We start from the raw sequence: 19,009 nt of genomic DNA, 5'->3' as shown, positions 1-19,009 counted from the left end.
CGTGCTGCCCGTTTTATGTAACCCGCCCGGCGGTGGTAGCATACCGACCGCCCCACAGCCGACCCCCACACAGGACAGCCGATGAACAACGATTCCCGCGACGACCGCAAACCGGCTTCCGAGAAGCCGAAAAAGGCTGGCCTGTTCTCGCGCATGTTCCGGCAGGACCCCGGCGCCGACCAGCCGGCTACCGAAGAGGAGCCCGCCGCCGTGGAGCGGGACACCCCGGCCACGCCACCCGCCGAGCCCGCTCCGCCCGCCCCGGCTCCGGCCACGCCGCCGGCCGGCGAGGTCGAGGCGCCGCGAGCCAGTGAGGTCGATGCGCCGCAAGCCAGTGAGGTCGAAGAGCGCGGCGGGTTCTGGACCCGCATGAAGCAGGGCATGAGCAAGACCAGCCGCAGCCTCGGCAAAGGGCTGGCGGACCTGCTGGTGGGTGGCAAAGAGATCGACGACGAGATCTTCGAGGAAATCGAGACCCAGCTTCTGGTGGCGGACGTGGGCGTGGAAGCCACCGACATCATTATCGGCAATCTGACCGAGCGGGTTGGCCGCCAGGAGCTGGTCAACGCCGATGCCCTCTATGAAGCGCTCCAGCAAGAGCTGCGTAAGTTGCTGGAACCGGTGGATCAGCCGCTGGTGCTGGATGCCGGCACCAAGCCCTATGTGATTCTGATGGTCGGCGTGAACGGCGTCGGCAAAACCACCACCATCGGCAAGCTGGCGTGCCGCTTCAAGGCCGAAGGCAAAAACGTGATGCTCGCCGCCGGCGACACCTTCCGCGCCGCGGCGGTGGAGCAACTGCAGGTGTGGGGCGAACGCAACGCCATCCCGGTGGTGGCGCAGCACACCGGCGCGGACTCCGCCAGCGTGGTTTACGACGCGGTCCAGGCGGCCCAATCCCGGGGCATGGACGTGCTGATCGCGGACACCGCCGGCCGGCTGCACACCCGTGGCAACCTGATGGAAGAGCTCTCCAAGGTGACCCGGGTGATGAAGAAGCTGTCCCCGGACGCCCCCCATGAGGTGCTGCTGGTGCTCGACGCCGGCACCGGCCAGAACGCCATCAACCAGGCCCTGGAGTTCCGTCAGACCGCCGGCGTCACCGGCCTGGTGCTGACCAAGCTCGACGGCACCGCCAAAGGCGGTATCCTGTTCGCTCTGGCGAAACGCACCGGCCTGCCGATTCGCTTTATCGGCGTGGGCGAACAACTCGACGACCTGCGCCCCTTCAACGCCGAGGAATTCGTGCAGGCGTTGTTTGAGGACGTCACGGCGTGACGCTGCAAGCGACAAGCTTCAAGCTGCAACGCGGGGGCGACCCTGCCACGCTGCAAGGCCATCGCCGCGCTCCCCGGTGCCTGTTTGACTTGTAGCTTGAGGCTTGTAGCTTTCAACTGTCCGAAGGACCTAAATGATCAAATTCGACCGGGTCAGCAAGCGCTACCCGAACGGCAAGGAAGCCCTGCGCCGCATTCAGTTTGAGTTGCCGGCCGGGCAGCTTACGTTCCTGACCGGGCACTCCGGGGCGGGCAAGTCGACGCTGTTGAAGCTGATCATGATGATCGAGCGGCCCACCCAGGGGCAGGTGTTTCTGGAAGGGCAGAACCTGAACGGGCTGGGCGCCCGGCACGTGCCGTTCGTGCGCCGCAAAATCGGCATGGTGCATCAGAACCACCAGCTTTTGTTCGATCGCAGCGTGTTCGACAACGTTGCCCTGCCTTTGGTGATCGCCGGTTTCGCCCGTGCCGACATCGGCAAGCGGGTGCGCGCGGCGCTGGATAAAGTGGGTCTGCTGGACAAGGAAAAACTCAACCCGATCATGCTCTCCGGCGGTGAACAGCAGCGCGTGGGCATCGCCCGCGCGGTGGTCAACAAACCGCCGCTGCTGCTCGCCGACGAACCCACCGGCAACCTGGACCCGGCGCTGAGCGCCGAGATCATGGACCTGTTCCATGACTTCGCGCGGGTCGGCGTGGCGGTGTTGATCGCCACCCACGATTTGTCGCTGATCGCCCGCTACCGTCACCGTTTGCTGACCCTGCGCGAAGGCGCCTTGATTCACGACGGCGAGGACGCGCCCTCGCAGGTGGAGCAGGATCTCGCCCTGTACGCGCGGCGGGAGGACCACCATGGCTCGTAACCCACGCAATGCCCGCCGCCCCGGCGCCTCCGCCAGACCGGATAAAACACGCGCCGCGCGCCGGCCAGCGGGCGCCCGCAGTGCCCGCACCTCCCTGGGTGACCGCCTCACCGCCTGGCGCCAGCATCACCGCGACTCCCTGGCCGACGCCCTGGGCCGCATGCGCGCCGCCCCCACCAGCACCCTGATGACAGCCCTGGTGATCGCCATCGCCCTGGCGCTGCCCGCCGGGCTGGCGGTGTTGCTGGACAACGCCCGCACCATCACCAGCGATTGGGAGGGCAACGCCCACCTGTCCGTGTTTCTCGATATCGACACCAGCGAAGTCCGGCAACGGGAGATGGCCAAAGAGTGGCAAACCTTCGACGGCGTCGATCACACCGAAGTGATTACCCGCCAGCAGGCGCTGGACGAATTCAAGGCGCAATCCGGCTTCGGCGAGGTGCTGCAAGCCCTGCCGGACAACCCGCTGCCGCCCCTGATCGTGGTGTACCCCGGCAACAACGAGCCGGCCGCCCTGGAGCACCTGCAGGCACGCCTGAGCGCGCTGCCGGGGGTCGACAACGCCCAGCTTGATGTCGCCTGGGTACGCCGTCTGCACGCCATTCTGGAGCTCGCCGACCGCCTGATCGGCGTGCTCACCCTGGCGCTGGCCGGGGCGGTGGTGCTGGTGGTGGTCAACACCGTGCGGCTGGCCATCGAAAGCCGCCGCGAGGAAATCGTGGTGATCAAGATCGTCGGCGGCACCGACGGCTTTGTGCGGCGTCCGTTTCTGTACGCCGGTTTCTGCTTCGGTTTCGCCGGCGGCCTGCTGGCCCTGGCCCTGGTGCTGGCGGCACTGTGGTGGCTTGGCGAACCCATCGATGAACTGCTCAACCTCTACAACAGTGAGCACTCGCTTACCGGCATGAGCCCGGCTACCGGCCTGGTTCTGCCCTTCTTCAGCGGCACCCTGGGGCTGCTGGGCGCCTGGCTAGCGGTGAGCCGCCATCTCGGTGACATCGAGCCGCAATTCTGACCGGCCGGCCGCGCCGGCCCGTTTTTCGTTTCTTTACCCTTATTGCCTCTGAACTCCCCTACCATCGGGGGTTCTAAAGGTTGCGGAACCCTGTTGGCCCGGCCCGGAAAAAGGACCTGATGGCCATTGAAGGATTGAATAACAGGGAACCAATGCGGCTATTAGCACTCAAAAGGACCGAGTGCTAAGATCGGCTCCATACCTAGAGGGAGACGGAAATGACCACCCAACTGCGTAAGGCCCAGCCATTACCGTTAGCGGTGCCGGGCCATGACCTGGACGCTTACATCCGCGCGGTCAATGCGGTGCCCGTGCTCAGTGTCGAGGAAGAACGGCAACTGACCGAGCGGTTGTATTTCGATGAAGACCTGGACGCGGCACGCTCGCTGGTGCTGGCGCATCTGCGTTTCGTCGTGCACATCGCCCGCAGTTAGACCGGCTACGGTTTGCCCTTGGCGGATTTGATCCAGGAAGGCAACGTCGGCCTGATGAAAGCGGTGAAACGCTTCGACCCCGCCAAAGGCGTGCGGCTGGTCAGCTTCGCCGTGCACTGGATCAAAGCGGAAATTCACGAATACGTGATCCGCAACTGGCGCATCGTTAAAGTCGCCACCACCAAAGCCCAGCGCAAATTGTTCTTTAACCTGCGTGGCCAGAAGAAACGGCTGGGCCGGTTGACCATGGAAGAAGCCGGCCGCGTGGCCGACGATCTGGGCGTGACCGCCGCCCAGGTGAAGGAAATGGAAGGCCGCCTGGGCGCGTTTGACGCCAGTTTCGACGGCCCCGCCAACGACGACGAAGAGAACACCATCCCTTCGCCGGCCGCCTACTTGCACAGCGACACCAGCGACCCGGCGGACATCGTCGCCGACCAGGACGACCAGGACCGCAGCTCCCGCCAGTTGAGCTCGGCGATCATGGCGCTGGACGAACGCAGCCGCGACATTCTGGAACGCCGCTGGCTGGCCGACCAGAAAGCCACGCTGCAAGAACTGGCCAATGAATATGGCGTCTCCGCCGAGCGGATTCGCCAGCTTGAAAACAACGCGCTGAAGAAATTGCGTAACGCCATGGCGGCCTGATTTGGCTGCCGGCGTTGTCTGCCTTGTTTAAACCCGCCGCGAAAACGGCGGGTTTTTTTATCGGCGTGGTATACCGCACACGGCCAAAAGACGTCGCTGGCACGGCCTGCTCCTACGTGGCGTTGTAGAGGGGGCGTGTTTTTTGTAGGAGAGGCTGAGCGGCATTCCGCCGTGCCAGCGACGGTTTTGATTCTCCGCCCCCGGCTTGAAGCGGCCCCTTTTAACCCCCATTTCCGTTACAATCAGCGCACCTTTTTCAACCGTCGGCCGATCATGAAATACCTGCTTGTTCTCGGCGCCCTGAACGGCGCGCTCGCGGTGATACTCGGCGCGTTCGGCGCCCATGGCCTGAAAAGCCGCGTGGACGCGGCGATGCTGGAAGTGTGGAGCACCGCCAGCCAGTATCACTTCTACCATGCCCTGGCGCTGCTTCTGGTGGGCTTACTGGCGCGACAGTTGGGCGCCACCGGCCTGGTCACCGCCGGCTGGATTCTGTTCGCTGGCATGCTGGTGTTCAGCGGCAGCCTTTACGTGCTGGTACTGAGCGGCCAGAAATGGCTGGGCGCGGTGACACCTCTGGGTGGGCTGGCACTGATCGTTGGCTGGCTGTGGCTGGCCGCAACCCTGATACGGACACAGTGAGCACCATGAAACTGACGGTAAACGGCGACACGGTAACCCTGGACGGCGCCACCGTGGCGGACCTGGTCACGCAGCTCAATCTGCACGGCCGGCGGCTGGCGGTGGAAGTGAACCGGGACATCGTGCCCAAAAGCGAACACGCCACTTGCTCGCTCCGCGACGGCGATGTGGTGGAGATCGTTCACGCCATCGGTGGCGGCTGAGCGCCGTCAACGCCCGTTCTGACAATCCGCCGCGCCCTTCAAGCAAGCGATTTCAGATTGATCGACCCGAACCAACCTTTGGAATTGATATGTCCGATCCGCTTCACATCGCAGGCAAGAGCTACTCATCCCGGTTGCTGATCGGCACCGGCAAATACAAGGATTTCGACGAGACCCGCGACGCCATCGAAGCCAGCGGCGCGGAGATCGTAACGGTGGCGATCCGCCGTACCAATATTGGCCAGAACGCGGACGAACCCAACCTGCTGGATTTCGTCACCCCGGATAAATACACCATTCTGCCCAACACCGCCGGCTGCTTTAACGCCGAGGACGCGGTGCGCACCTGCAAGCTGGCCCGCGAACTTCTGGATGGCCACAACCTGGTGAAGCTGGAGGTGCTGGGCGATCAGAAAACCCTGTATCCCAACATTGCCCACACCCTGCGCGCCGCCCGCGAGCTGGTCGACGATGGCTTCCAGGTAATGGTCTACACCAACGACGATCCGATCGTCGCCCAGGAGCTGGAATCGATGGGCTGCGTAGCGGTGATGCCGCTGGGTTCGCTGATCGGCTCCGGGCTGGGCATTCTCAACCCGCACAGCATTTTGCTGATCAAGGAGCAGGCCCGGGTGCCGATCATCGTCGACGCGGGCGTGGGCACCCCCAGCGATTCCGCCCTGGCCATGGAGCTGGGCTGCGACGGCGTGCTGATGAACTCCGCCATCGCCCACGCCAAGCAGCCAGTGCTGATGGCCAGCGCCATGAAAAAAGCCATCGAAGCCGGCCGCGAAGGCTTTCTGGCCGGGCGCATGCCTAAGCGGGTGTATGCCAATCCGTCTTCGCCCGCGGAGGGGTTGGTTTCCTAGACGCTGGCACGCGGCACGCTTGCACGCAACACGCCAAGACCATTGCCGCCGCGATGCTTGCGGGTTCGCAAAAGCGATCTGCGAACCCGCAAACCCATCAGTCCCGGGTTTTGACTGAGCGTGCAAGCGTGCTGCGTGTAGGCGTGCCGCGTGCAAGCGTGTAGGCGTGCAAGCGTGAAGCGTGTAAGCGCTCCCCCATGCTAAACTCCCCGCCCCTTTACCAACCTCACCATCGCCATGCTTGATTTCCTCCACCAGGACAAAGACCCGGCCACCGGCAAGGTGATGCGCCGAGTGCGCAGTTTCGTGCTTCGCGAGGGGAGACTCACCGACGGCCAGCGGAAGGCGTTGCAAACCCTCTGGCCCCGTTACGGGCTGGAGCGCGGCCAGGGCGCTCTGGACCCGCTGGCGGTGTTCGGCCGCGACGCGCCCCGGGTGCTGGAAATCGGCTATGGCATGGGCCAGTCCCTGGCGGCCATGGCCGAAGCGGCTCCGGAGCAAGACTTTATCGGCATCGAGGTGCACCGGCCCGGCGTCGGCGCCCTGCTGCTGGAGATCCAGGAACGCGGGCTGAGCAATCTGCGCAGCTACTGCGACGACGCCGTGGACATCCTCAAGCTCTGTGTTCCTGACGCCAGCCTAGAGCGGGTGCAGCTTTACTTTCCCGACCCGTGGCATAAGAAAAAGCATCACAAAAGACGCATTGTGCAACCGGACTGGGTGACGCTGGTGCACCGCAAGCTGGCCCCCGGTGGCGTGCTGCACATGGCCACCGACTGGCAGGATTACGCCGAACACATGATCGCGGTGATGAACAACGCACAAGGCTTCACCAACACCGCCGGCCCCGGCGCGTTCGCGCCCCGCCCGGCATGGCGCCCGGAAACCAAATTCGAGCGCCGTGGCGAGAAGCTCGGCCATGGCGTGTGGGATTTGCTGTTCGAGAAAAGTCCGCTTGCGGTGGAGCCAGAATCATAGCGGAGGCGGAACAGGGAACACTGGCCCGCGTCGCTGTTGAGTTTTGATGTGGGAGCGGTCCTTGACCGCGAATGGACTTTGCCAGGCCCGCCTCGCCTTCGGCTCGGTCGCGGTCAGGGACCGCTCCCACGGCGGCGCTGTAGTGGCTATGGGGCCACGAAACAGGGGGAAGGGAACAGCCTCCCGACCGCGCCCGCGGAAAACCAGCCGCTGCGCGCTCTAACCGGCACGGCCTAACCTGCTTCCTGTTCCCTCCTCCTCACCTCAGAATGTGTATTCCAGCCCCAGCGCGAAGGTATCGAATTCGATGTCGTCGCTGTCGTTGTAGTCCACTTCGAACGTGTAACGTTCATAGGCCGCCACCAGGGCGCCATGGTCACCGAGCAGGTAGCGGGCGCGTACGCCATAGAAGAAGTCACGGGCGTCGTCGGAGCCGCTTTCGCTGAATCCAGGGCCGGAGACTTTCACCTTGGCGTCTATGCCCTGGTTGCCCAGGGTGGCGCCCAGGGCGAAGGCATCGGTGAACGGGTAGAGCAGATCCAGCGCCACGTAGTAGCCGTCCCCTTCCAGTTCCACCTTGCCGGCGCCGCCGGCCAGGTCGCTCTCGGCGTCGCCAAAACGGCGCTGGCCCAGCCGCAGGGTGATGTTCGGGTTCAGTTTAAAACCCAGATAAAGATTGTGCCCGAGGCCGTCGTCGGTGGAACCGACCGGCACGCCGGTGTTCAGGCTGTCGACGAAATCGTCCAGGTTGCTTTGATCCAGGGTCACCGCGGCACCCAGCAGAAATGAGCCCTGCTCGTCAGCGGTGGCGGTCATCGGGGCGAGGGTGATGGCGGCGGCAAGCGCCAAGGGGGTGGCTAAAATGGCTTTCACGTTTTTCTTCCCTTCCGTTGAAAACACGTCGTCCAAACGTTCCGACGATCCAACGACCCGATCCCGGAGCCGCTTTTTAGACGTTGTTATGGTTGTTGTGACCGGGCGGCATGGGCCGTCCCGGTGCAAAACTTTACACTTGCCGGAGAGCAAAGGTAAACCCGATGCCGCTATTCCACCTCTGGCAATCTCCAGGACCAGAGCGTGCCCAGCACGCCCATGCCACCCAGAAACACCAGCGCCCAGGGCGCGCCCAGCAACGACAGCACCGCGCTGACGCCGCCCACCGCCAGCAGCAGCACGCCGATCACGCTGTTGCTGACCGCCGTGTAATCGGTGCGCTTGGTGCCGCCGGCCATGTCCACCAAGTAGGTCTTGCGGCCAATGCGCACGCCGGAATGGGCGATCGACAGGACGAAGAAGGCAATTGGATAGAACCAGGGCCCGGCGGCGCCCCGGTCGGCGTGATCGCCACCGAGCGCGAACCCGGCCACCGCCAGGCAAACCAGGGCGGCCAGGGCGCCGCCGCGTATCATTACCTTGCGGCTGGAGGCGTCCGCCATGAAACCCCAGATACTGGCGCTCAGAGTGCTGGCCAGACTGGAGGCCACCAGAAAGCCCCCCAATAGGGCGGCGTTGTCGCCCTGGTTCTGGGCCAGCACCACCAGGAACGGCGACCCCAGGGCGGACGCCATCAGCAGGGCTCGGGCGATCACGAAGTTGCGAAATGGCGCATCACGCGCCAGCAATCCCAGGCTGTGCCAGGCTTCGCGCAGGGCGTGACCGCCGCCGGCGGTTTCACCGGCGAATTCATCGACCCGGTTGAACACCGCCGCCGCCGCCCACCAGGCGATGCCGGCGGCGATCAGCAGCAGTGAATAGAGCCACTTTTCCGGATCGTGGTCGGCACCGAACAGCATCACCCCCACCGCCAGGGTGACCAGACCGGAAAACGTGGCCGCCAGGCCGGTCAGCCGGCCACGCCGGGATTTGGGAATGGTCTTGCCCTGAACGTCCTTCATCGCCACCGAGCAAAACCCACGGCTGAGGCTGAACAGCGCCAGCAGGGCGACGATCGCCAGCCCGGCCGCGACCCCGTCCCACAGCCACACCGCCGCCGCCATGCCCAGCACACACGCCCCCTGCAGGGCCGCGCCCAGCACCCAGAAGCGCTTGCGCACCGGGTGGCGACGCACCCAGGCGCCGATCACCAGCTGCGGAATCAGTGAGCCGGATTCGCGGATCGGCACCAACACCCCGACCAGCGCCGACGGCGCCCCGACCGCGCCCATCAACCAGGCCAGCACGGTCTTGGGATTGATCAGCAGATCGCCGGTTTTGGTCAAAACATTGGCGACAATCAGGCGAAAAAAATTGCCCGGGACTTCCCGGCACGCCTGCTCGCTGATGTCTTTGCAGGTGCGTGCGTCTTCGTCGTTCGCAACCAGGTCATAGAGTCGTTCCAGTGAGGCTTTGCTGATCATTACCGTCCTTTATGTTCATACAGACTTTTTTCAATAGTTTGCACTCGAGACCTGAAAAGAACCGATCCATCCCTTGTTACCAGCCCGATCGAGCGCCAGTCTGAAATTAAGGAATGAGCAGGATCATTGGCAAGCACCGAACGCGGCAAAAACGCGGTAAGGAGGGCACCATCATGTTCAGAGTCTACTATCTCGTGCGCAGCCTGGATCAGGTAAAGGTCGCGGTGAACACCCTGAAACGGGCGGACATTGGCAACAACCGCATTCACGTCATCGCCCGGGATAACGGCGAGCTGACGAGTCAGGGCATCCATGCCACCACTCCCTGGGAAGACACCAACATCATGATCACTGGCTTTTATGGCGCCGTGGTGGGCGCGGTGATCGGGCTAATCGTTGGGTGGGCACTCAGTATGATTGACCCCTGGGGCCTGCAAATCGGTTTCTGGGGCGTGATCATCGCGGTGCTGTTCTTCGGCGCGCATGGCGCCTGGGCCGGCGGCTTGCGGGGCATTTCCCACATCAACGATCACATCAAGCCGTATTTGAAGGAGATCAAACGCGGGCGCTATCTGATCATGGTGGACGCGGATCTCGAAGAGCAGCGGCTGCAGGTGCACCGTCTGCTCGACAACACCCTGAATGCCGATCGGCAGGACGACGAAAAGGCGTTCACGCCGTTGCTGTAAGGGCCCGCAGGCGAGCGCGGCACCGGCCGGGCGGCCAGCGCCGTTGGGCTGTTGTCAGGCGTGCTGGCCGTCGTGGCGACCTTCCGCCAGCTCTTCCATCAGACGCTTGCAGAAGGCGTCCAGATCCTTGGGGGTGCGGCTGGTGACCAGGCCGTTGTCGACCACCACTTCACTGTCTTCCCAGTGGGCGCCGGCGTTTTTCAGATCCTGGCTCACCGACGCCACCGAGGTCATCTTGCGCCCCTGCACCACGCCGGCATTGATCAGTATCCACGGCGCGTGGCAGATCGCCGCCACCGGCTTACCGGTTTTGAAAAAGGCGCGCACGAAATCCAGCGCCTTGTCGTTGAGGCGCAGGCTGTCTGGGTTAAACAAGCCGCCCGGCAACACCAGCGCGTGGTAGTGGCCTGGATCGGCGTCATCAAGCGCCACGTCCACTTCGTAGTCTTCCCCCCAATCGGTCTCCGCCCAAGCCCGGATGCCTTTCTTGTCCGGCGCCACCACCTCGACCTCGACACCCTGGCCACGCAGGGTGGATTGCGGCACGGCCAGTTCGGATTCTTCGAAACCGTCGGTGGCGAGAATCGCCACCCGCTTTCCATTCAATTGCTTGCTCATGGGGTACTCCTTGTCGGTACTGAAACGCCGCCTCCGGCGACGACCGGACACCCATGCTAAACCTGTAACCCGCCCGCGCCTGCCCGGGAGCGATAAAACAATGCAAAACCCCCGGTGGCGGAAAGCCGGCGCCGCGCGTTGCACGGCCGGGGGGCGGTCGATAGACTCTGTGAGCCCTAGGTCCCACACCGGTACAGTAACCCGAAATGCCCGATTCGTTTCCCCAAGACTCCGTTGGCCTGGTACAGCCCCGCACTCTGCACGTGGACCAGCCCCTGGAGCTGGAGTGCGGGCGGAGCCTGCCGGCCTACGATCTGGTCTATGAGACCTATGGCAGCCTTAACGCGGACGCGTCCAACGCCGTGCTGATCTGTCATGCCCTGTCCGGCCATCATCACGCCGCCGGCTACCACAGCCAGGACGACAAGCGCCCCGGCTGGTGGGAAAGCTGCATCGGACCGGGCAAGCCGATCGACACCGACCGCTTCTTCGTGGTCTGCCCCAACAATCTGGGCGGTTGCCACGGCTCCAGCGGGCCGACCTCGCTGAACCCGGACACCGGCCAACCGTGGGGCCCGGATTTTCCGATGATGACGGTGAAGGACTGGGTAAAAAGCCAGACCCGGCTGGCCGATGCGCTCGGCATCGAGCGCTGGGCGGCGGTGGTGGGGGGCAGCCTGGGCGGCATGCAGGCGCTGCAATGGTCCATCGATTTTCCGGAGCGGCTGCGCCATGCGGTGGTGATCGCCGGCGCGCCGAAGCTGTCGGCGCAGAACATCGCCTTCAACGAGGTCGCCCGACAGTCGATTCTCACCGACCCCAATTTTCATGGCGGGCGCTATTACCTGCACGACACCTACCCGCGCCAGGGTTTGATCCTGGCCCGCATGGTGGGGCACATCACCTATCTCAGCGACGACGCCATGCGCATGAAGTTCGGCCGCGACCTGCGCTCCGGGCGTTTCCATTTCGGCTTCGATGTGGAATTCCAGGTGGAGTCCTACCTGCGCCATCAGGGCGAGATTTTCTCGCGCAATTTCGACGCCAACACTTATTTGTTGATGACCAAGGCACTGGACTATTTCGACCCGGCCCGCGAACACGGCGACTCCCTGGAAAACGCCCTGGCGCGCACCCGCTGCAACTTCCTGGTGATGTCGTTCAATTCCGATTGGCGCTTCGCGCCGGAGCGCAGCCGTGAAATCGTCGACGCGCTGGTGCAGGTCGGCCGCAGCGTCAGCTACTCGGAAATCGATACCCCCAAGGGCCACGATGCCTTCCTGCTGCCGATCGACGAATACTGCCAGCTGTTCGGTGCCTACATGGGCCGCGTGGCCGATGAGGTGAGCGCCCATGCGTGATGACCTGCGGCAGATCAGCGTCTGGATTCCCGAAGGCGCCACGGTACTGGATCTGGGCTGTGGCGATGGCGCCCTGCTGGCACACCTGCAGCGCGACAAGAATGTGATCGGTTATGGCCTGGAGATCGACCAGGACAACCTGGTGGCCTGCTTCGAAAACGGCGTCAACGTGATCGAGCAGGACCTGGATAAAGGCCTGGGCACTTTCCAGAGCGAGCGTTTCGATTACGTGGTGATGACCCAGGCCCTGCAGGCCGTGCTGCGCCCGGATCGCATTCTCGACGAAATGCTGAGGGTGGGCCGGGAGGCGATCATCACCTTCCCCAACTTCGGCCATTGGCGGGTGCGTTCCTACCTCGGTTTCAAAGGCCGCATGCCGGTGTCCTCGGCGCTGCCCTACGAGTGGTACGACACCCCCAACATCCACCTTTGCACGGTGCGCGATTTCGAAGCACATTGCCGGGAAAGCGGCATTCGCATTATCGAGCGTCAGGTGGTCAACCGCCATCACCGCAGCGGCGCGCTGACCCGGCTGATGCCGAATCTGTTCGGCGAGATCGCCATCTACCGGGTGACACGCTGAAGGCGTTCATTGAAACAGGAGGCTCCCCCATGGACACCATTGTGCTGGCTTCCGGCAATCGCAAGAAACTCGAAGAGATGCGGGCGATCCTGGCGCCGTTGAATGTGAATGTGGTGGCGCAAAGCGAATACGATGTGCCCGAAGCCGAAGAGACCGGGCTGACATTCGTGGAGAACGCCCTGATCAAAGCGCGCAACGCCTCGCTGCACACCGGCCTGCCGGCGATCGCCGACGATTCCGGCCTGGAGGTGGACGCGCTTAACGGAGCACCGGGCATTTATTCGGCGCGCTTTTCCGGCGCCGACGCCAGCGACGCCAAGAACAACGCGCTGCTGATCGAGATGCTCGCGGATCTGCCCGATGCCCCCCGCAGCGCGCGTTACCAGGCGCTGCTGGTGCTGCTGCGCCACGCCGAAGACCCGACGCCGTTGATCTGCCAGGGCACCTGGGAAGGCGAGATCCTCGACACACCGCGCGGCGAACACGGCTTTGGCTATGACCCGTATTTTCTGATTCCCGCCGCCGGCGAGACCGCCGCGGAAATGGAACCGGCGGAGAAAAACCGCATCAGCCATCGCGGCCGCGCTCTCAATGACCTGATCGAGCAACTCGAAGAACGACAAAGGCGGGAGCAACAGCGGCCGTGACCCTGGCCACGCCACCGCTGGCGCTTTATGTGCACGTACCCTGGTGCGTGCGCAAATGCCCCTACTGCGATTTCAATTCCCATGAACGCGCCGACGTGCCCGAGCAGCAGTACCTGGCGGCCCTGCTCAACGACATCGAACAGGATTTGCCCTGGGTCGCGGGCCGCCCGATCGAGGCGGTGTTTATCGGTGGTGGCACGCCGAGCCTGATGAGCGCCGGCTTTTATCACCAACTGTTCGCCGGCCTGCGTGAGCGGCTGGCGTTCGCCGCCGACGCGGAAATCACCCTGGAGGCCAACCCGGGCACCCTGGAAACCGGCCGCTTCGCCGGTTTCCGCGAGGCCGGCATCAACCGCCTTTCGATTGGCGTGCAGAGCTTCCAGCCCCATCAGCTCAGTGCTCTGGGGCGCATTCATGGCCCGCAAGAAGCACGCCGCGCGGCGGCCGAGGCGCGTGCCGCCGGCTTTGAGAATTTCAATCTTGATCTGATGCACGCCCTGCCCGGGCAGACCACCAGCGAAGCCCTGGAGGATTTGCAGGCGGCGCTGGAGCTCAGCCCCACCCACCTGAGCTGGTATGAGCTGACCATCGAGCCGAACACCGCTTTCTACCGCGCACCGCCCACCCAACCCGATGGCGACACCCTCGCCGACATGGAGGAGCGCGGCCTGGCACTGCTTGAACGGCACGGCTTCCACCGCTACGAAATCTCCGCCTTCGCCCGCCCGCAGCGACGCTGCCGCCACAACCTCAACTATTGGCGGTTCGGCGACTACCTGGGCATCGGCGCCGGCGCCCATGGCAAGATCACCCTGGCCGATCAGCAGCGTGTGATCCGCTATCGCAAGACGCGCCTGCCGGAGCACTATCTGGCCGCCGCCGGCCAGGCCCGGCGCGGCGAAGAAACCGTTGAGGATACTCTGTTCGAAGGCCTGCTCAATGGCCTGCGGCTGGTGGAGGGCGTCAGCCTGGCCATGCTCAGTGAACGCACCGGCGCCTCGGAGCAAACCATTCAGCGCCGCCTGCAACCTCTTCGGCAACAGGGCCTGTTGGTGGCCGCTCAGGAGCGGGTGGCTTGTACGCCACTGGGGCTGCGCCATCTGAATACGCTGCTGGAGCGGCTGGCGGCGCCCTGACGCTGGCGCGAATAAACAACAAAGATGTTGCGGTTTTAGCGCCACGAAACCACCTTGATGGCGCCGTGAAATATGGTCACACTTTGGCCTTCGCCCGCGAGGCGGGCCGCGCGGACGACTCCGTGGCCCACGGCCCTCCGAGCGCATAAAAATAATAGCGGGTGCACGTTTCACCCTTGCACTCCCAGCACTCTCTTCAACCCGGTCGAATAGGATCTCGACAAATCGACAAGGATTGTACGCCGGCGCCTCCTGGCCCCCGGCACCACGGTAATAACCAAAAATCAAAACGCAGCCGCACCAGGGGTTTCAAGCAATGAGTAAGCGCATCGTCAGCAAGCGCATGGTGATCATGTTGATCGTGTTGGTCATCATTTTTGGTGCCATCTTCGGCTGGAAAGCCTTCATGGCCCGCATGATCAACAATTATTTCGACCATATGCCGACACCGGCCGCCAGCATTTCCACCTACGACGCCCAACAGGACAACTGGGCCCTGACGCTGGAAGCGGTGGGCACGGTGAACGCGGTCAACGGCGTGGAAGTCACCACCCAGGTGGGTGGCGAAGTCCAGCACATCAAATTCCGCTCCGGCGATGAAGTGAAAAAAGGCGATGTGCTGGTGTCATTGGAATCGGCCGCCGCCCAGGCCCAGTTGAACGCCCTGGAAGCCACCGCGCGACTGTCCAAGCAGGAATTCGACCGCTACCAGAGCCTGTTCAAGAAAGGCAGCATTTCCAAATCCGAGCTCGACAACCGGCAGGCGCAGAAAGACCAGACCCTGGCGCAGGCTCAGGCGCAGCGTGAGGAAATCAACTACAAGACGGTGCGTGCGCCGTTCGATGGCGTGCTTGGCATTCGCCAGGTGGACCTGGGGCAATACCTGCAACCCGGCTCGCCGGTGGTGAGCCTGGCGCAGCTCACGCCGATCTACGTGGACTTCGCCCTACCCGAACAGGAGTTGAGCAAGATCAACACGGGCTTGAAGGTGCGCGTGAGCCTGGATGCGTATCCGGATGAAACCTTCGAAGGCGAGATCACCGCCCTGGAGCCGGGCGTCGATGAAGCGACCCGCAACTTCACCGCCCAGGCCACCTTCGACAATGGCGAACTCAAGCTGCGCCCGGGCATGTTCGCCCATGTGGCGATCCAATTGCCGCAGGCCGAGGACGTGGTGGTGGTGCCGCGCACGGCGATCAGCTACGCCCCCTATGGCAACGCCGTCTATGTGGTTCAGGAAGCGCCCGCCCCGAAAGACACCGGCGCCGATAACGAAGCCGCGCGGGAAAACGACGCCCAGCCGGAAAAACAATGGATCGTGAAAAAGCGGTTCGTGAAGCTGGGCAATCGGCGTGGCGATCTGGTGGCCGTGACCGAAGGTCTTAAACCCGGCGAGACGGTGGCCACCGGTGGCCTGCTCAAACTGCGCAACGACGCGCCGGTGAAGATCGAGAACGACGTGAAACCCTCGGCTGACGCCACTCCGACGCCCGCCAACAGCTGAGGCCGCCATGAAATTCACGGACATCTTTATCAACAAGCCGGTTCTGGCCACGGTGGTGAGCCTGTTCATTCTGCTGCTCGGCCTGCGCGCCGCCACGGAACTGAACGTGCGCCAGTATCCGGAAATGCAAAACGCGGTGATCACCGTCACCACCATCTACACCGGCGCCGACGCGGATCTGATTCAGGGCTTCATCACCACCCCCCTGGAGCAGGAAATCGCCTCCGCGGAGGGCATCGACTATCTGGTGTCCACGTCGCTGCAGGGCGCCTCGTCGATCCAGGCCTACATCCGCCTGGGCGAAGACCCCAACGAAGCGCTCACGCAGATCGTCGCCAAAGTGAACAAGATGCGCAGCGAACTGCCGGAGGAGTCCGAGGACCCGACCATCGAGCTGCTGGTGGGTGAAGACATCGCCTCCATGTATCTGTCGTTCTCGTCCCAGGTGCTGGACAACAATCAGATCACCGACTATCTGGTGCGGGTGGTGCAGCCGAAACTGGCGACCATCGCCGGCGTGCAACGGGCGCAGATTCTGGGCGACCGCACCTTCGCCATGCGTGCCTGGCTCAAGCCCGAGCGCATGGCGGCGCTGGGCATTACGCCCTCGGATGTCTATCAGGCGTTGCAGCAAAACAACGTGCTCGCCGCGGTGGGCAGCACCAAAGGCACCAACGTGGCGCTGGATCTGAAAGCCGGCACCGATCTGAACGACGTGGCCGAGTTCAAGCGACTGGTGATCCGCTCCCAGGGCAACGCCATCGTGCGCCTGGAAGACGTGGCCAAGGTGGAGCTGGGTTCGGAATCCTACGCCGCCTCGGTGACCTTCAACGGCAAGATGGCCACCTTCATGGGCGTGGAAGTGGCGCCGGACGCCAACGCCCTGGATGTGATCAAGGACGTGCGCAAAGTGCTGGAAGATGAGGTGTTTCCCCAGCTTCCCGAAGGCATGAGCGGCGACATTCCCTACGACGGCACCGAATACATTCAGGACTCCATCGACGAGGTGATAAAAACCCTGGTCGAGGCGGTGGTGATCGTGATTCTGGTGATCTACCTGTTTCTCGGTTCCCTGCGGTCGGTGCTGATCCCCGCCATCGCGGTGCCGTTGTCCATGGTCGGCGCGCTGTTTCTGATGCTGCTGATGGGCTTTTCCATCAACCTGCTGACCCTGCTGGCGATGGTGCTGGCGATCGGCATCGTGGTGGACGACGCCATTATTGTTCTGGAGAACATCCACCGACATGTGGAGGAAGGGCTCACGCCCCTGGAGGCGTCGCTGAAAGGGGCGCGCGAGCTGGCCTGGCCGGTGGTGGCGATGACCACCACCCTGGTGGCGGTGTTCCTGCCGATCGGTTTCATGGGCGGGCTCACCGGCACCCTGTTCGTGGAGTTCGCGTTCTCTCTGGCCGGCGCCGTGCTGCTCTCCGGCGTGGTGGCGCTGACACTCTCGCCGATGATGTGCGCGAAGATTCTGAAAGCGCACGACCCGGACCACCGGGGCAACCGCTTCGAGGCCTGGGTAAACCGCAGGTTTGAAAAACTGGAGGGGAGTTATCAGCGTCGCCTGCACGGCGCCCTGAACGACCGCCCGGTGATTTACGTGTTCGGCGCGGTGATTCTCACCTCCTGTTATTTCCTGTTCATCAGCTCGCCCAGCGAGCTGGAGCCCAAGGAAGACCAGGGCTTCGTGTTGACCTCCTCGACCGCCGACCCGTATGTGACGTTGGATTATCTTGAGCCCTTTACCCGCGAGTTCAACACCATCGCCGATGGCATTCCCGCCATGGACAACGTCTTTCTGCTCAACGGCCTCGGTGGCGGCAGCGGCACGGCGGCGTCCAACACCGCCCTGGCCGGCTTCGTGCTGAAAAGCTGGAACGAACGGGACCAGACCACCGCCGAAGTGCAGGCGGAAATCTCTGAAAAAGTCGCCGGTATCGCGGGGCTTCAGGTCGCCGCGTTCGTGCCGCCGTCCCTGCCCACCGCCGGCGGCATGCTGCCGGTGGAGTTCGTGGTGGGCACCACCGAGCCGATGGAAAACCTCAAGGAATTCACCGACGAGATTCTCAATAAAGTACGGGCCAGCAATAAGTTTATCTTTCTGGACACCGACCTGAAGATCGACAAACCCCGCTACAACATTGTCATCGACCGGGAAAAAGCCGCCAACCTGGGCATCACCATGGCGCAACTCGCCCAGGAAATGGGCGCCATGCTCTCCGGCGCCTACGCCAACCGCTTCTCGCTGGAAAACCGTTCTTACAAGGTGATTCCCCAGGTTGAACGCGCCGGCCGGCTGACCCCGGAACAGCTCAAGTCTTACTACATCCGAACCGGCAGCGGTGAACTGGTGCCGCTGGCCACGGTGATCAGCCTTGAGGAAACCGTGCAGCCGCAACAACTCAAACGCTTCCAGCAGCTCAACGCGGTGACCATCTCCGGTGTGCAGCGCCCCGGCGTCACCCTCGGCGACGCCCTCGGCGTGCTCGAGAATGCCGCCAAGGACGTGCTGCCGCCGGGCTATTACCTGGACTATTCCGGCCAGTCACGGCAGTTCAAGAAAGAAGGCAGCGATCTGGTGCTGACGTTCTTTTTCGCCATGATCGTGATTTACCTGGTGCTGGCCGCTCAGTTCGAATCGTTCCGCGACCCGATCATCATGCTGATTACCGTGCCGATGTCAGTGTGCGGCGCGCTGATCTTCGTCAGCCTGGGGCTGGCCACCTTGAACATCTACACCCAGGTAGGGCTGGTGACGCTGATCGGGGTGATCTCGAAACACGGCATTCTGATTGTCGAATTCGCCAATAAGATGCAGGAATCGGGCATGGGCAAACGCGAGGCGATTGAACACGCCGCCGCCGTGCGGTTGCGGCCGGTGCTGATGACCACCGCCGCGCTGGTGCTGGCGATGGTGCCGCTGCTGATCGCCGCCGGCCCGGGCAGCGGTGCCCGCTTCGCCATCGGTCTGGTGGTCGCCGCCGGCATGACCATCGGCACGCTGTTCACCCTGTTCGTGGTGCCGGCCATGTACATCCTGCTGGGCCGCGATGAAGGCCACCCGGAGCCTGCCGTTTAAGCGGCGGCCGGAACCGGGAGCAGGTTGCAGGGAACAGCCAGGCTGGCACCGGGGTTGGATTCTGATGTGGGAGCGGTCCTTGACCGCGAAACGGCTTTGC

The 19,009-nt window shown here is 63.5% G+C and carries 17 protein-coding genes and 1 pseudogene; 15 read left to right on the top strand and 3 right to left on the bottom strand.

Translation table 11 applies throughout. The features are described 5' to 3' along the window. Positions 1 to 81: 81 nt before the first annotated feature. The 8 genes and pseudogenes from ftsY to trmB all read left to right on the top strand — a co-directional run bounded on the left by ftsY (position 82) and on the right by trmB (position 6,932). Positions 82 to 1,278, top strand: coding sequence for a signal recognition particle-docking protein FtsY (gene ftsY / locus CGS25_RS12865; protein WP_101675722.1), 1,197 nt, complete (start codon positions 82 to 84; stop codon positions 1,276 to 1,278). Between the two features lie 133 nt (positions 1,279 to 1,411). Then, positions 1,412 to 2,140: a cell division ATP-binding protein FtsE gene (ftsE, locus tag CGS25_RS12860; protein WP_089034064.1), complete on the top strand. Its 729-nt coding sequence runs from the start codon at positions 1,412 to 1,414 to the stop codon at positions 2,138 to 2,140. Continuing rightward, the gene (gene ftsX / locus CGS25_RS12855) at positions 2,130 to 3,158 is read left to right on the top strand and encodes a permease-like cell division protein FtsX (protein WP_101675721.1); all 1,029 of its coding nucleotides are present in this window, start codon (positions 2,130 to 2,132) and stop codon (positions 3,156 to 3,158) included. Before ftsE ends, ftsX begins: the two co-directional genes overlap by 11 nt. Positions 3,159 to 3,376: 218 nt before the next feature. Then, positions 3,377 to 4,240 (top strand): annotated as a pseudogene (gene rpoH / locus CGS25_RS12850) (RNA polymerase sigma factor RpoH). Between the two features lie 273 nt (positions 4,241 to 4,513). Continuing rightward, positions 4,514 to 4,882, top strand: a complete 369-nt coding sequence (locus CGS25_RS12845; protein ID WP_101675730.1) for a DUF423 domain-containing protein — start codon at positions 4,514 to 4,516, stop codon at positions 4,880 to 4,882. 5 nt (positions 4,883 to 4,887) lie between these two features. Further along, positions 4,888 to 5,085: a sulfur carrier protein ThiS gene (thiS, locus tag CGS25_RS12840; RefSeq protein ID WP_089034061.1), complete on the top strand. Its 198-nt coding sequence runs from the start codon at positions 4,888 to 4,890 to the stop codon at positions 5,083 to 5,085. 89 nt (positions 5,086 to 5,174) lie between these two features. After that, entirely contained in the window at positions 5,175 to 5,954 is a 780-nt protein-coding gene (locus tag CGS25_RS12835; protein ID WP_089034060.1) for a thiazole synthase, read from the top strand. A 237-nt stretch (positions 5,955 to 6,191) separates the two neighbouring features. Beyond that, positions 6,192 to 6,932: a tRNA (guanosine(46)-N7)-methyltransferase TrmB gene (gene trmB, locus CGS25_RS12830; protein WP_101675720.1), complete on the top strand. Its 741-nt coding sequence runs from the start codon at positions 6,192 to 6,194 to the stop codon at positions 6,930 to 6,932. Positions 6,933 to 7,196: 264 nt separating this feature from the next. On the opposite strand, the gene CGS25_RS12825 is transcribed toward trmB, so the two are convergent. Continuing rightward, positions 7,197 to 7,805, bottom strand: coding sequence for an outer membrane beta-barrel protein (locus CGS25_RS12825; protein ID WP_101675719.1), 609 nt, complete (start codon positions 7,803 to 7,805; stop codon positions 7,197 to 7,199). A 170-nt stretch (positions 7,806 to 7,975) separates the two neighbouring features. Further along, the gene (locus tag CGS25_RS12820; protein ID WP_101675718.1) at positions 7,976 to 9,289 is read right to left on the bottom strand and encodes an MFS transporter; all 1,314 of its coding nucleotides are present in this window, start codon (positions 9,287 to 9,289) and stop codon (positions 7,976 to 7,978) included. A 173-nt stretch (positions 9,290 to 9,462) separates the two neighbouring features. Between CGS25_RS12820 and CGS25_RS12815 the strand changes: the two genes are divergently transcribed. Beyond that, positions 9,463 to 9,978: a sulfite exporter TauE/SafE family protein gene (locus tag CGS25_RS12815; protein ID WP_101675717.1), complete on the top strand. Its 516-nt coding sequence runs from the start codon at positions 9,463 to 9,465 to the stop codon at positions 9,976 to 9,978. A gap of 54 nt (positions 9,979 to 10,032) precedes the next feature. On the opposite strand, the gene CGS25_RS12810 is transcribed toward CGS25_RS12815, so the two are convergent. Next, complete coding sequence (locus CGS25_RS12810) at positions 10,033 to 10,596, bottom strand: type 1 glutamine amidotransferase domain-containing protein (protein WP_101675716.1); 564 nt, start codon at positions 10,594 to 10,596, stop codon at positions 10,033 to 10,035. Between the two features lie 206 nt (positions 10,597 to 10,802). On the opposite strand from CGS25_RS12810, the gene metX reads away from it, so the two are divergent. The 6 genes from metX to CGS25_RS12780 all read left to right on the top strand — a co-directional run bounded on the left by metX (position 10,803) and on the right by CGS25_RS12780 (position 18,909). After that, positions 10,803 to 11,957, top strand: a complete 1,155-nt coding sequence (metX, locus tag CGS25_RS12805; protein WP_089034054.1) for a homoserine O-succinyltransferase MetX — start codon at positions 10,803 to 10,805, stop codon at positions 11,955 to 11,957. Continuing rightward, positions 11,950 to 12,540 (top strand): methionine biosynthesis protein MetW, encoded by a 591-nt coding sequence (gene metW / locus CGS25_RS12800; protein ID WP_101675715.1) that lies wholly within the window; start codon positions 11,950 to 11,952, stop codon positions 12,538 to 12,540. Before metX ends, metW begins: the two co-directional genes overlap by 8 nt. 29 nt (positions 12,541 to 12,569) lie before the next feature. Beyond that, complete coding sequence (gene rdgB / locus CGS25_RS12795) at positions 12,570 to 13,187, top strand: RdgB/HAM1 family non-canonical purine NTP pyrophosphatase (protein ID WP_101675714.1); 618 nt, start codon at positions 12,570 to 12,572, stop codon at positions 13,185 to 13,187. Beyond that, positions 13,184 to 14,323 (top strand): radical SAM family heme chaperone HemW, encoded by a 1,140-nt coding sequence (gene hemW, locus CGS25_RS12790; protein ID WP_101675713.1) that lies wholly within the window; start codon positions 13,184 to 13,186, stop codon positions 14,321 to 14,323. Before rdgB ends, hemW begins: the two co-directional genes overlap by 4 nt. 316 nt (positions 14,324 to 14,639) lie before the next feature. Further along, a complete protein-coding gene (locus CGS25_RS12785) occupies positions 14,640 to 15,827 on the top strand; it encodes an efflux RND transporter periplasmic adaptor subunit (protein WP_198588789.1) in 1,188 nt (395 codons plus the stop codon). A gap of 7 nt (positions 15,828 to 15,834) precedes the next feature. Then, positions 15,835 to 18,909 (top strand): efflux RND transporter permease subunit, encoded by a 3,075-nt coding sequence (locus CGS25_RS12780; RefSeq protein ID WP_101675712.1) that lies wholly within the window; start codon positions 15,835 to 15,837, stop codon positions 18,907 to 18,909. Positions 18,910 to 19,009: the final 100 nt, after the last annotated feature.

The sequence above is a fragment of the Alloalcanivorax mobilis genome, from assembly GCF_002864685.1.
In the GTDB taxonomy this organism is placed as follows: Bacteria; Pseudomonadota; Gammaproteobacteria; order Pseudomonadales; family Alcanivoracaceae; genus Alloalcanivorax; species Alloalcanivorax mobilis.
Note: the sequence above shows the minus strand (reverse complement) of the source record. Positions and strands in the feature narration are given on the sequence as shown.